Below are 12,706 nucleotides of genomic sequence, written 5' to 3'. Positions count from 1 at the left end.
CGTCTGCCAATAGGATCAGATCGACCAGCCGCCGTCGATCACAAAAGTCTGTCCGGTGACGAAAGCTGCCTCATCGCTTGCCAGATAAACCACCAGCATGCCGATTTCCTCGGCACGGGCCATGCGGCCCATGGGCTGGCGGGCGATGAAGGCCGATTTCGCCGCCTCGAAATCCCCCGTCGCCTTGAGCCGCTCCATCAGCGAGGGGCTGTCAACGGTCCCCGGGCAGATGGCGTTCACCCGGATGCCCCTGGTGGTGTAGTCGGCGGCCAGCGCCTTGGTCATGCCGATGACGGCGGCCTTGGTGGCGCCATAGACGAAACGGTTGGCGACACCTTTGATCGAGGAGGCGGCGGAGGCCATGTTGATGACGACGCCCGAGCCGCGCGACAGCCAGCCCGGCATGAAGGCCTTGATCATATGGAAATGCGACTTGACGTTCAGGTCAAACGAGAAGTCCCAGGCCTTGTCATCGGTTTCCATGATGGTGCCGGCATGGACATGGCCGGAACAGTTGAACAGGATGTCGGGCGTGCCGACCCGGGCCGCGGCGGCGTCAATCTGGTCCTGCTTCAGGACATCGAGCACGAAGGTCTCGATGCCCGTCTGCTCGCCGCTCAGGGACGCCAGGGCCCCGGCGTTGATGTCGGTGGCCCACACCTTGGCGCCTTCCCGCGCCATGCAGATGGCGGCGGCGCGGCCGATCCCCTGACCCGCCGAAGTGACGATCGCTGTCTTACCATGAAGCCTGCCGGGCATGGACATCTCTCTCCCAATCCTGTTCTACTGGCGGTCTAACTACCGCTTTGCGGAGAGGCTTGTCCATGAGGAACGAAGACATCTGCTATCTTACGGCCACCGAGGCCCTCAAGCTGTTCCGCAAGAAGGCGCTCTCGCCGGTGGAACTGACCAAGGCGCTGATTGGCCGCGCGGCGCGCGTCAACCCCAAGGTCAACTGTTTCGCCGACCGCTATTTCGACGAGGCGCTGGCCCAGGCCAGGGCTGCCGAGGCCCGCTACATGAAACGCGGCGGCGAGGTCCGCCCACTCGAGGGCATTCCGCTGGCGGTCAAGGATGCCCAGCGGGTCAAGGGCAAGCGCACCACCCAGGGATCGCTGATTTTCAAGGACTGGGTGGACGATCATTCCGACCCGATGATCGAACGGCTGCAGAAGGCCGGCGCGGTGATCCTGGCGCGCACCACCACGCCGGAATTCTGCCTCTCGGGCGTCACCACCTCGCGCATCTGGGGCGTGACGCGCAACCCGTGGAACACCGATTGGGGGCCGGGCGGCTCGTCCGGCGGCTCGGGTGCGGCGCTGGCGGCGGGGCTCACGACGCTGGCGACCGGCACCGACATCGGCGGCTCGATCCGCATTCCGGCGGCGGCCTGCGGCATCGTCGGCTTCAAGCCGCCGCATGGCCGCAACCCGGACGGCCCGCCGGCCAATTTCGACCGCTTCAACCATTGCGGGCCGATGACCCGCAGCGTGGCGGACGCGGCGCTGATGCAGAACATCACCTCCGGTCCGCATCCGCTTGACCATGACTCGCTCAGGCAGAAAGTGACGCTGCCGCTCGAGGCCCGTTCCATCAAGGGCATGAAGATCGCCTATTCGGTGGACCTCGGCTACCTGCCGGTCGACGACGACGTGCGCCGCAACATGCTGGCGGCGCTCGAAGTGTTCCGCGGCCTCGGCGCTAAAGTCGTGGAGGTCGATCTCGGCTGGACCGACGACATCGAGCGGAACGGCCTGCACTGGTACAATCTGATGCATTTCGGACGCCAGACCATCTGGCAGATGAAGGACAATGCCGCGCTGATGACCGATTACGCGATCCGCTTCGCCGAACTCGCCCGCAAGTCAACGGCCGATGACGTGCACAAGCCGTTTGAACAGGCGCATCGCATGTACCAGACCCTGGGCCCGGTGCTGGCCGCCCATGACGTTTTCATCTGCCCCACCAACACGGCGCCTACCGTAAAGGCCGACCATGATCCCTATGATCCCAACTTCACGGTGGCCGGAACAAAAGCTGACCCGGAATATGGCTGGGTGATGTCGCATCACTTCAACATGCTGCAGAACTGCCCGGTGCTCTCGGTGCCGAGCGGCCACGCCGCCACCCGGGTGCCGACCGCTGTCCAGATCGTCGGCCGCACCTTTGACGATGTGCGCGTGTTCCGCGCCGCGCTCGCTTATGAAAAGGCGCTGGGCGGCTGGTACACGAGCAAGGCGAAACGGCCGCGTATTGAGTTCTGAACACGCTGCCCTTCGGCGGCCGCTGTTTCGATCCTCGTCACGCCACGCGGCGCCGAGACCGGGGCGTTTCAGCACCTGAGAGCAGAGTTACTTCCAGGAGTAACCCTAGTTCCACCAGCCCTGATGTTCCTTCTTCGGCTGGCGCAGAATGCCGTCACCGGGTTTTGGCGGCTCGATCTCCATGAGATAGCGCTTGACCGGGCTCATGCGGTTGTAGAGTTCAGGCGTCAGGTAATCGAGCTGCAAGAGCTGCTGCGGCAAATCGCGCCGCGTATAAGTAAGGTGCAGCATGCGGCGGGGCTGGTCGGTCTTCTTCAGGGTTCCGGCATGCCACATGGATGAATTGCAGATCACCGCGGAGCCCGCCGGCGCCTCCACCAGCATCTCGCCCGGATAGGGCGCCGAGAGATCCGCCGGCACCCTTGCCGCGTCTTCCGGCGACAGGGGCGCCGGTTCCCAGTCGCCGATATTCACATAAGGCACGTTGATCGGCGCCCAGCGGTGCGAGCCCGGAACGATGCGGGTGGGGCCGTTGTCCAGCGTCATGGCGTCGAACATGATCATGGCATTCACCACCCACCAGTCATCGTCGAATTTCTTCGGCACATCGACATGCAGGTCCTGGTGGCCATGACCCTTGACGGGATCGCGCACATTGGCGCCATGCACCTTGATCTCGCCCAGGAGATAGGCGGACGCGGCGAGCACCTCGGGAATCCACAGGCATTTGTCGAAGGCGTCGGTCTTGTTGAAAATGTTGGAGAGCCGCCGGGCGCCAGGCTCGACATGCACCTCGTGGCCGCCCTTGCCGTGCTCGGCGGCATGGAGGCGTTCGAATTCGGCCCGCATGCGGGCGCAGTCTTCGGGCGTCAGCACATTCTCGACAATGAAGTAGCCCTGGCTGTCGAGCTGGTGCTTCTGTTGCGCCGACAGCGTGCCGGGCGTGACGCCCAGCTGGCGGAGCGCGTGCTTGGTATACATGATGGCCTCCCCGGCATGCTCAAGACCTTGGGATCAAACGCAGGGCCAGGCGGCGCGTCAAGGTTGTTCGCGCAATGTTCGAATAGCGGTTGAATTGCCGGGCCACGGGCCTATGTAGACCGGATGGGCTGGTCACTGACCATCGGACGGATCGCGGGCACCGAGATCCGGCTTCACATCACCTTTCTGCTGTTCCTCGCCTGGATCGGCATCGCCGACTACGTCGCGGGCGGCGCCGCGGCGGCGCTCGATTCGCTGGCCTTCATCGCGCTGGTGTTTCTGTGCGTGACGCTGCATGAGTTCGGCCATATCGCCATGGGCCGCCGCTTCGGCATCAAGACGCCACAGGTGATCCTGTCGCCGATCGGCGGCATCGCCAGCATGGAGCGCATGCCGGAGAAGCCCATGCAGGAACTGCTGGTGGCAATCGCCGGGCCTCTGGTGAATGTGGCAATCGCGCTGCTGCTGATCGCCGTCTTCGGCCTCGGCCTCACCGGCGCCGCGGGCCTCGATTTCGACAGCGCGACGCTGGCCGAACGCCTGCTGCTCGTCAACATCACGCTGGTGCTGTTCAACCTGGTGCCGGCCTTCCCGATGGATGGCGGGCGGGTGCTGCGCGCCCTTCTCGCCATGAAGATGGGGGCGGCCAGGGCCACCGCCATCGCCGCGCGCATCGGCCAGGGCTTCGCGGCGCTGTTCGTGGTGCTGGGCCTGTTCTACAGCCCGGTGCTGATGCTGGTGGGCGTGTTCATCTATTTCGCGGCGGCGGCCGAGCAGCAGACGGCAAGCTTCGCCGGCTTCGCCTCCAGGCTGCGGGTGGCGGATGCAATGGAGCCCTCGCCCCTGGTGCTGAACGCCACGCAGCCCATTTCCGTGGCGGTTGATGCCCTGCTCTCCTCGCCACAGAAGGATTTCCCGGTGCTGGGCGCGAACGGCCGCCTGGCCGGCCTGCTCGACCGGGACGCCATCATCCTGGCGCTGCGCGACCGCGGCGGCGAGGCGGCGGTCGGGGAGGCGATGCGGCCGTCTCAGCCGCTCGCCGCCGCGCAGCCGCTGGGCGCTGCCTTCATCGCCATGCGCAACCGCGGTGCTGGCGCCGAAGTGGTGCTGGACGAGGCAGGCCGCATCGCCGGGGTGCTGACCAACGACAATGTCGCCGAGATGATGCTGATCGCGAGCGTGCGTCCGGGCTGGCGGTTCCGGAGACGATGAAATTGCCGTCCATCTGGGTTCTCACCGGCGGCAAGACTGGCGACAACGCGCAGGTGCTGCGGGCCGCCCAGGCGATGGAGCTTCCCTATGACGTGAAGCGCGTCGTCCTCAAGCCCGAATTCGAGACCGTCAAACCCAGGGTCGAAGCATCGCTGCATATCGTCGATTTGGCGAGGTCGGACGCTCTTTCGCCCCCCTGGCCGGACCTCGTCATCACCATCGGGCGCAGGCTGTCGCTTCCGGCCCTGTGGATCAAGCAGCAGTCGGGCGGACGGGCGAAGATCGCCCTGTTCAACGCGCCCAAGGGCCGGGCCGAGGATTTCGATCTGGTGGTGGCGCCCGCCCATTACGCCATCGCCGGGGGGCCGAAGGTCTGCCGCATCGGCCTGCCGCTGATCGCCGCCGACCCGCGGCGGATCGCGGCTGCGCGGCAGGAGTTCGCCGCCGCGTTCGCGGCCCTTGCCAGGCCGCTCCATGTTCTGCTCCTTGGCGGCGACATGGGGGCCGCGAGGCTGGACGCCGGCTTCGTGACGCGGACGCTCCACCTCATGCAGCGGGGCTTCGCCCGCGAGGGCGCGATCTTCGTCAGCACCTCGCGGCGCACGCCGGAGGCCGCCACGGCAGCCGCGGAACAGGCGCTCCGCCCCCAGGACCGGCTCTACCGCTGGCAGCCCGATGCGCCGAGCAACCCCTATTTCGGCCTGCTTGCCCATGGCGACACCTTCACCGTCACGTCCGACAGCCTTTCAATGCTGACCGAGGTGGCGCGGCTTGGCCGCCCGCTCGCCATCGCCGAGCCGCCGGCCTCGCCATGGCGCGGGCTGGCGGTCCGTCTTGGCATCGGCCCGGCGCGCGATCTCGGCAAGTTCACGGACTTTCTCCTGCGGGGCGGCCATGCCGTGCGCCTCGGGCCGGCCGTGCCGGCGCCGGCCATGAGCCCGGCGGACGATGCCGCCGCCGTCGGCCAGCGCCTGAAACAACTGGTCCTCGAGCATGATTGAGAAAAGCGGCGCGATTTGCTATGGCCTTCCCGTCAGGGCGCCCGGCGGCGGGGGACCCTACTGAAGGACATGCCATGAAGCCTTGCGTGTACATCCACACCAACGAGAAGCAGATCATCGGCGCGCTGGTTTCGCAATATTCCTTCACGCGCTTTGCGTCCGACCCGTCGAGCTTCGATGTGAAACTCGTGGAGACCGGCCAGTATGGCTATCTCAAGTCCCACGAGGGCCGCCTCTATCTGCGTGACGGGCTGAAGCGCGAATGGCTCTACAACGACCTCCAGTCGTTCACCGTGCTCCGTTTCACGCCGCCGGAGCTGATGGGCTACCAGGGCCGCTCGCTGGTCGTCGACCCGGATGTTTTCTGCATCAGCGACATCAACCAGCTTCTGAAGCGCGATATGCAGGGCAAGGCGATACTGGCGCGCCACCGGGCGGGCTCGAAGCAGGATGTCTGGGCCTCAAGCGTGATGGTGCTCGACAACCCGCAGCTGACCCGCTGGAAGGTGGAGGAGAACTTCGAGGAGATGTTCCGCTTCGAACGCGACTACATGAAGTGGGTCACGCTGCAGCTCGAGCCGCGGGACTCGATCGGGGTGCTCGAAACCTATTGGAACGATTTCGACACGCTGACGCCCGAGACGCGCATGATCCACAACACCAAGCGCCAGACCCAGCCATGGAAATCCGGCCTTCCCGTCGATTTCCGCCCGCCCGAATCCAAGGGCTCGTTCAAGCCCAAGAACATTTACCACCGCGTGCGCCGCGCGCTGTTCGGCGACTATGGCATGCTTGGCGCCTATGACCGCCACCCCGACCCCAACCAGGAACGCCTGTTCTTCGCCCTCCTCAGGGAATGCTGCGATAAGGGCATCGTGACCGAGGCCATGGTCCGCGAGGAGATGAAGCAAAACCACGTCCGCCACGACGCGCTGGAGCTGCTGCGGAACACGCCGACGCTGCACGAGCGCCCGCTGTTCGCGGCGTGATCAATTCAACGTGGTGAGCCTAAGTTGCTGTTTAAAGGTTTGCAGCCGTCATCAAAGGCCCGCTTGATCTCTTGGTGGTGAGGGCGGCCTATCCGGCCGGGACTTTGCGCTTTACTTGAGAGCGGCCGGCCGCTAGAAACCGCCGTCAGTCAGGCAGATTTTGTGACCATTTGCAGTCACTCGCGCCAGCGGGAGAACACATCTTGCAATTGTTCGATTTTGACAGGTTTGATGCCGCGCCTCTGCAACGGACACCGTGCGACTATATCATGGTGCCGGAGTTCGTGTTGCCCAAGGCGCTTGAGCAGATCAACAAGGACTTTCCCGACATAAGGGAGCCCGGCAACTTTCCTCTGGAGGGGCTTTCCTTCGGGCCGGGCTTCAAGGCTTTCGCTGACGCCATGATGGGCCCTGAGATCAAGCAGCGCTTTGCCGAGAAGTTCCAGTTTGACCTTGAGCCCTATCCGCCGCAGATGACCGTGCGGCGCCACATGGCGCCATACGACGGCAACATTCACAATGACTCGCGTTCGAAGAAGATCACCGTCCTCGTGTATTTCAACGAGGTGTGGAACCAGAAGGGCGGCCAGTTGCGCATCACCAGGAATGCGGCCGACATGGACGACTACTATCTCGAAGTGCCGCCCGTGCGGGGTACGCTGTTCGCGTTCCGGCGGAACGATTTCTCCTTCCATGGATTTCCGCCCGCCGAAGGCGAAAGACGCGCGATCCAGATGTATTGGGTGGAGCCCAAGCGTTTGAACAGGACGAAGGCGACTGGCTGGAAAAAGGTTGTCCACAAGACCGTGCGGAGAGTTCTTGGCTTGCGGCCGTCCAATCTGTGACGGCTCGGGACCGGCGAGCTCAAGGCGCGCGGCAGATGTTTCCTGATTTCCTCGTCATCGGCGGGCAGAAGTGCGGAACCTCATGGCTGCAGGATAATCTCTCCACCCATCCCCAGGTCTGGCTTCCTCCCACCAAGGAAGTCCACTACTTCGACAAGGGCAATGACTCGCTGCCGAAGCGCCTGTTCGGCACGACGAAGCGCATGAAAAAAGCGCGCGCTCATGTTCTGCGGGAGTTTCGCGGATGGCTGGGAGGGGGCGGCGCTTCCGGCCTCAAGTGGTCCCTCGACTACTGGCTCGCCCCCCGGGATGACGAGTGGTATGCGCGGTTGTTTCCGCGACAGGAAGGCAAGATCGCGGGCGAGATCTGCCCGGGTTACGCGCTCATGCGCGGCGCCCAGATCGATCACGTGGCCACGCTCATGCCGGGCGTCAAGATCATCTACCTTCTGCGCAACCCGGTGGACCGGTCATGGTCATATGCCGCCCAGTATTTCTCAAGTCCGCGGCGCAAAGGCCGCTATGGCGGCGCGGACAAGGTGCCGGACGCGATCCTCAGGGCATTCCTGACCGCGGATGCGAACGGGCATAGCGACTATCTGAATGCTCTCGAGGCCTGGCAAAGCCGCTTTCCCGCGAGCCAGATGCTGGTGGGTTACTTCGACGAGCTTGCGGCAGACCCGCGCGGCCTGTTCGCGCGGGTGCTCGCGTTTCTTGACATCGATGCCGGGCCGGCTTCGATTCCTCCCGCTATTGGCGAGAACCGGCGCGCCAGCCGGGGGTCGAAAGCGCCCGGGGAGTACCGTGTGTTTCTCGCCCGCCTGCATCTTGACCAGCTGCGGGCCCTTCATGAGAGACTCGGTTCGGAGTGGACCAGACGCTGGCTTGACGATGCTCTGGAACTGACGTCGGTCCGCCATCCGCCGTTCAGTGAGCCGGAGAGGTGAACAGGATCTTGCTCTAAGCCTCGGACTTGCGCTCGTCCTGATTTGCCTTTGCTCCTGCCGGCGCGGCCTCGAGGGTCACCGTGCCTTCGTCGACGCGGTAGAGGCGGTCCGCGATCCCGGTCCAGGCGGGGCGGTGGGTAATCACGACGATGGTATAGCGGCCGCCAAGCCGGGAGATGTTCTCAACGATCTCAGCCTCGGTGCGGGGATCGAGCGCGCTTGTAACCTCATCGAGAATAAGCACGTGAGGTTTCATCACAAGCGCCCGGGCGAGCGACAGGCGCTGGCGCTGGCCGCCCGAGAGCTTGCCGCCCATCTCGCCGACGCTCGCCGACAGGCCGCCGGGCAGCCGCGACACGAAGTCGAGCGCGCCCGCTTGCCGCAGCGCCTCCTCGATCTGGCGATCGGAAATCGAGGTGTCGCCCAAGGTGATGTTGGCGCGGACAGTGGCGTGGAACAGTCCCAGCTCCTGCGGGACATATCCGATCTGCTTGCGCCAGGCGACGATGTCGACCTCGCTCAGCGGCCTTGCTCCGATGAGAATGCGGCCCCGATCGGGGCGGTGGAGGCCGATCAGCAGATCGATGATGGTGGTCTTGCCAGCGCCGGATGGCCCGCTCAGCACGGTGACGGCGTTGGCGGGAATCTCGAGCGACACGCCGCGCAACACAGGCGTGCCGCCATACGAAAACTCGACGTTCTCGAAACGGCAGCCATGGCCCAGCTCGGGCGGCTGCAGGCCGGGGTTTTCCTCGCGGCTGGCTTCGGCGCGATCTATGAGTTGATTGATCCGCACCGTGGAACCCTCAAAGATCACGGCGGACTGCAGCATGCGCTGGAGCCGCGTGACCACCGCCATGATCTGATTGTAGATGACGGCGCTGACCAGGAGTTCCGGAAACGGCACTTTCATCACCGCGCTGGCAAAGTAGATTCCAGCCGCGGCGAGCACCGCCACGATGGCCGCCCCACTCTGCGCCAGCATGGCCTTGGACCTTTCGCGGACCAAAAAGGAACGGCGCAACTTGGCGAACAGGCTGTCAATCGAAACAAACACCGGCTCGTAGCGGTGCATCGACTTCAAGGACTTGATATTCGCCAGCGCGTCGACCATGTCGCCCTGAAGCGAGGAAGCCTTGTCACTCTCCTTGTACCCGGCCTTTCGCGTGCGCCGGATGTATCGCTGCAGGACCACGCTGAGCAACACGCCGGTTCCTATGCCCAGAAGCGCCAGCCGCCAGTTGATGGCGAGCGCCACCGCCGAGTAAGCGACCGTCTGGATGGCCGCCGCGATCAGGTTGGCGGAGACGATATAGGACTCGCCCGCGCGGCTGGCGTCGACGGTCATGACGTTCGACAGCGAACCGCCCTTCTCGCCGGAGAAGAAGCCCCAGCGGGCATTGAAAACGGCCGCGAGCAGGCGGCGCCGGAGCGTATTCGAAACCCTGGCGGCAGCCTTCACGGTATAGGACATTGCCGCGTAGGTGAGGGCCGACTTCAGCAGCATGAAGACCGCGACGACCAGCACGAGGCTGCCGAGCGTCATCGACAGGCCGAACGGCTCCAGGAGCTGCGCGGCATAAGCGCCGAACTTGTCGGCGCCCGCCGAACTTCCGCCCGACGCGATCGCGATGATAGGTATGAGCGTGCCGAGGCCGATCGTCTCGCAGACGCTGGCCACGAGGAGGCACGTCACGACCCAAAATGGATTCGCTTCCCTGGCCTTGAAGAACAGGGTGAGGGACTTCAGCATGGAACCTCGGCATCTTCGGTCCACAACATGGCGCGCATCCGGCTAGCCCCGGTTCTTCCGGCTCAACACCAGCGCCGCGCCGAGGTGGGGTTCCTGGGGAAAGTCCATGGTGGCCCAGAGCGGCCTCAGCCCGTAGCGCGCCAGTTCGGGTATCTCGCCCCGGACGTAATCGCGCCCAAAGACATGGGCGCGCCGCAGCAACGACCGGTTGGCCTCGGCAAATGGCTCCATGTTGAGGACATGGCCGGAACTCACCCGCGAAATCTCGGCAAGCGCCCGGGCGCGCACGCGTTCCATCTGCTCCACCGCGAGCACGGTGACAACGAGGTCGAATTCGCCATCGGCGAAGGGCATCGCCGTGGCATCGCCCCTGATGAAGCCGATGCGCCGGAAGGCTTGCGCGTCGCGCGCCGCCGTGACCGGATAGGCGGCAAGCGGCGGCGGCAGGGCCTCTTCCTGCTGCAGGGCGCGGGCCACGCGGTGGCCGGATTCGGTGAGTTCCAGACCGGAGAAGGACACATCCGGAAACTGCCCGGCCAGCAGCAGCAGGTTGATGCCGTTGCCGCAACCCACCTCCAGCACGCGCCGCGGCTTCAAGGCCTCAATCACCGCGGCCAGGATCACATTGCGAAAGCGCGGCACGCCGGCGCGGTCGGCGATGAAACGCGCGCCGCGGTCAACCCAGGGCTCGGGCTTGCGGCAGCCCGCGGACAGGTCGTAGGCGGCGAAACCGCGCGCCCAGGCGCCTTCGTATTCGCCGGCGATCATCTGCCTGTTGCGCGTTGCCCGCTCGCCTGATCCGCCAAGGGCGCGGCGCGCGGCGCGCTTTGCGGCATTCCAGCGGATGATGCGCAGTTGCCGGGCGCCTTCGGCGGTCCGCGTGGCGGTGCAGAAAAACGGCCGGAACGCCGACATCACCGCGGCATGGGCCACGCCGGCCGGAAGGCTGTCGAGTGTCTGGAAGGCGATGCTCATCCTGGGCGGCCTACCGGTATCCGAACACCGGGTCGAGCCGGCCGCGCACCATGGCGTCGAGGGCTTCGGCCTGTTCCTCGGTGACATAGTCGCGCCAGCCGCCCACCTTGGCGCGGCGCACCTTGAAGGTTGAGGGATCGCTCGCGTCGGCTGGCTTGAGGCGGGTGTTGAAGGTAAGCTTCCCGGCATTTTCCTGTTCCATGCGGCGCATATTGCCGATGGAAGCGAAGCTGGCGGCGTCGGCGATCCCGTCCGCCGACGGCGCCTCGCCGAGGAAGCGCAGCACCCGCGCCAGCTGGCCTTCGGTATCGGCCTTCAGGTCCTCGTATTTGACCATCATGAGGTCCTGGAAGCGCGACAGGTCCCTGGCCCAGGCATTCATGAATTCGATGATTCTGGGAATTCCCGCCTCCTCGCCGGCGATGAAGCCGTACACGTCCAGCTCTCCCAGCGGATAGCCGTTGATCACCTTCTTGCGCGGCACGATGCGGTGGCGCCACTGGAAATACTGCGAGACGGCGGTGTCGCGCGGGTCGCGCACCAGGAGGATCACCCGGCTCTTGCCATAGAGATCGAACTTCCGGTCATGGCCCATGTAGTCCTTAAGGTAGTTGTCATGGGTGAAGAACAGCACCGGAATGCGCGCATCCTGGCGGTGGAACTCGTCGAATTCCATCAGGCTGCCTTCCTTCAGGCCATACTTGCGCGCGAAGTAGCGCGACAGCATGACCCTGAACCAGGTGCGCCCGCTCTTGCCGAAGGAAACGATCACCGCATCGGCATGAGGAAGTTTTTCCGCCTCCTCCCAGCCGCGCCATTTTCGCTCGACGCGGATTCCCGCCTCGCGTGGCAGCGCCAAAGCCGCGGCCAGCGACACCGCTTGCCGCATCCCGGTACGGACATGAAAAATCGTTGGCAGCTGCATGAACGCGGCGTCTTTCCTGAAGTGCGGCGGAGGGTTACCACCCCGGTGCCGCCGGTTCAACCGGCCGCGTGGCGCGCCGCCGCGCGGGGCGCCCGGAGCACGGGCAGTGACAACTCTGCTCGCGGCAGGAAAATGTCTTATCCGGGGCGCGCCGCGCACCCGGATCAGTTGAGCCGGTTCTTCACCGCGGTGATGGACGAGGCGATCAATTCGGCCGCCTTCTCGCCCCTGGCGGCTTCCGCCACCAGCTTCTGCGAGGCGGCGATGGCCAGTTCGGTTGCCAGGTTGCGCACGTCCTTGACGGCGGCGGCCTCGGCCTGGGCGATCTTCTGTTCGGCCTGCCTGGCGCGGCGGTCCAGCGTTTCGGAGAGCTAGCGCCGCGTCTCGGCGGCATATTCCTCGGCATCGGCCTTGGCGGCGGCGACGATGGATTGTGCTTCCTTCTCGGCGTCGAGGCGCTTCTGCTTGTATTCCGCAAGCAGGCTCTCAGCCTCCTTGCGCAGCGACGCGGCATGCTCAAGCTCACGGCGGATGCGCTCGGCGCGCGAGTCGAGCCCGGCGCCCATGGCTTTGAAGCCGCCGGCATAAGCAACGATGCCGAGGAAGATGATCAGCGCGACGAGGGCGAAAAACGAAGCGTCGAAATGCATGGGTTTTCTCCTCAGACCTTAAGCCCGGCGATGGCCTTGGCGGCATCGGCCTTGCTGATCTTGGTTCCCGGTAGCGCAGCGACGATCTCGGCCGCGGTCTCGGCGGCGACGTCGCCCACATCCTTCACCGCCTGCGATTTCGAGGCGGCGATGCGGGCTTCGGC

At 65.1% G+C, this 12,706-nt stretch carries 13 protein-coding genes; 6 read left to right on the top strand and 7 right to left on the bottom strand.

Features of this window, described 5'->3' with window-relative positions; genetic code table 11:
• Positions 1–15 precede the first annotated feature (15 nt).
• The gene (locus tag ACKOED_RS08605; protein ID WP_408916183.1) at positions 16–759 is read right to left on the bottom strand and encodes an SDR family oxidoreductase; all 744 of its coding nucleotides are present in this window, start codon (positions 757–759) and stop codon (positions 16–18) included.
• Between the two features lie 65 nt (positions 760–824).
• On the opposite strand from ACKOED_RS08605, the gene ACKOED_RS08600 reads away from it, so the two are divergent.
• On the top strand, positions 825–2,264 hold the full coding sequence (locus ACKOED_RS08600; RefSeq protein ID WP_408916182.1) for an amidase: 1,440 nt from the start codon (positions 825–827) through the stop codon (positions 2,262–2,264).
• Between the two features lie 105 nt (positions 2,265–2,369).
• Here ACKOED_RS08600 and ACKOED_RS08595 read toward each other — a convergent pair whose 3' ends face one another.
• Complete coding sequence (locus ACKOED_RS08595; protein WP_408916181.1) at positions 2,370–3,245, bottom strand: phytanoyl-CoA dioxygenase family protein; 876 nt, start codon at positions 3,243–3,245, stop codon at positions 2,370–2,372.
• A 123-nt stretch (positions 3,246–3,368) separates the two neighbouring features.
• Here ACKOED_RS08595 and ACKOED_RS08590 point away from each other — a divergent pair, with 123 nt between their 5' ends.
• The 5 genes from ACKOED_RS08590 (at position 3,369) to ACKOED_RS08570 (ending at position 8,239) form a co-directional block, all read left to right on the top strand.
• Positions 3,369–4,457: a site-2 protease family protein gene (locus tag ACKOED_RS08590; protein WP_408916180.1), complete on the top strand. Its 1,089-nt coding sequence runs from the start codon at positions 3,369–3,371 to the stop codon at positions 4,455–4,457.
• Positions 4,454–5,458 carry an ELM1/GtrOC1 family putative glycosyltransferase gene (locus ACKOED_RS08585; protein ID WP_408916179.1) on the top strand — a complete coding sequence of 335 codons (1,005 nt, stop codon included), beginning with the start codon at positions 4,454–4,456 and terminating at the stop codon, positions 5,456–5,458. The genes ACKOED_RS08590 and ACKOED_RS08585 overlap by 4 nt, the downstream gene beginning before the upstream one ends.
• A 74-nt stretch (positions 5,459–5,532) precedes the next feature.
• Positions 5,533–6,447, top strand: coding sequence for a hypothetical protein (locus tag ACKOED_RS08580; protein ID WP_408916178.1), 915 nt, complete (start codon positions 5,533–5,535; stop codon positions 6,445–6,447).
• A 203-nt stretch (positions 6,448–6,650) separates the two neighbouring features.
• The gene (locus ACKOED_RS08575; protein WP_408916177.1) at positions 6,651–7,292 is read left to right on the top strand and encodes a 2OG-Fe(II) oxygenase; all 642 of its coding nucleotides are present in this window, start codon (positions 6,651–6,653) and stop codon (positions 7,290–7,292) included.
• Between the two features lie 35 nt (positions 7,293–7,327).
• Complete coding sequence (locus ACKOED_RS08570; RefSeq protein ID WP_408916176.1) at positions 7,328–8,239, top strand: sulfotransferase domain-containing protein; 912 nt, start codon at positions 7,328–7,330, stop codon at positions 8,237–8,239.
• A 13-nt stretch (positions 8,240–8,252) separates the two neighbouring features.
• Here the strand turns inward: ACKOED_RS08570 and ACKOED_RS08565 are convergent, their stop codons facing one another.
• From ACKOED_RS08565 to ACKOED_RS08545, 5 genes are all read right to left on the bottom strand, one after another.
• Positions 8,253–9,992, bottom strand: a complete 1,740-nt coding sequence (locus tag ACKOED_RS08565) for an ABC transporter ATP-binding protein (protein ID WP_408916175.1) — start codon at positions 9,990–9,992, stop codon at positions 8,253–8,255.
• A 42-nt stretch (positions 9,993–10,034) separates the two neighbouring features.
• A complete protein-coding gene (locus ACKOED_RS08560; protein ID WP_408916174.1) occupies positions 10,035–10,967 on the bottom strand; it encodes a class I SAM-dependent methyltransferase in 933 nt (310 codons plus the stop codon).
• Between the two features lie 10 nt (positions 10,968–10,977).
• Complete coding sequence (locus ACKOED_RS08555) at positions 10,978–11,892, bottom strand: sulfotransferase domain-containing protein (protein ID WP_408916173.1); 915 nt, start codon at positions 11,890–11,892, stop codon at positions 10,978–10,980.
• A 164-nt stretch (positions 11,893–12,056) separates the two neighbouring features.
• On the bottom strand, positions 12,057–12,185 hold the full coding sequence (locus tag ACKOED_RS08550; RefSeq protein WP_408916172.1) for a hypothetical protein: 129 nt from the start codon (positions 12,183–12,185) through the stop codon (positions 12,057–12,059).
• A gap of 78 nt (positions 12,186–12,263) precedes the next feature.
• Complete coding sequence (locus tag ACKOED_RS08545; RefSeq protein WP_408916171.1) at positions 12,264–12,542, bottom strand: hypothetical protein; 279 nt, start codon at positions 12,540–12,542, stop codon at positions 12,264–12,266.
• Between the last annotated feature and the right edge of the window lie 164 nt (positions 12,543–12,706).

The sequence above is a fragment of the Aestuariivirga sp. genome (genome assembly GCF_046093005.1).
Lineage (GTDB): Bacteria > Pseudomonadota > Alphaproteobacteria > Rhizobiales > Aestuariivirgaceae > Aestuariivirga.
This window is presented reverse-complemented; position numbering and strand designations above follow the sequence as displayed.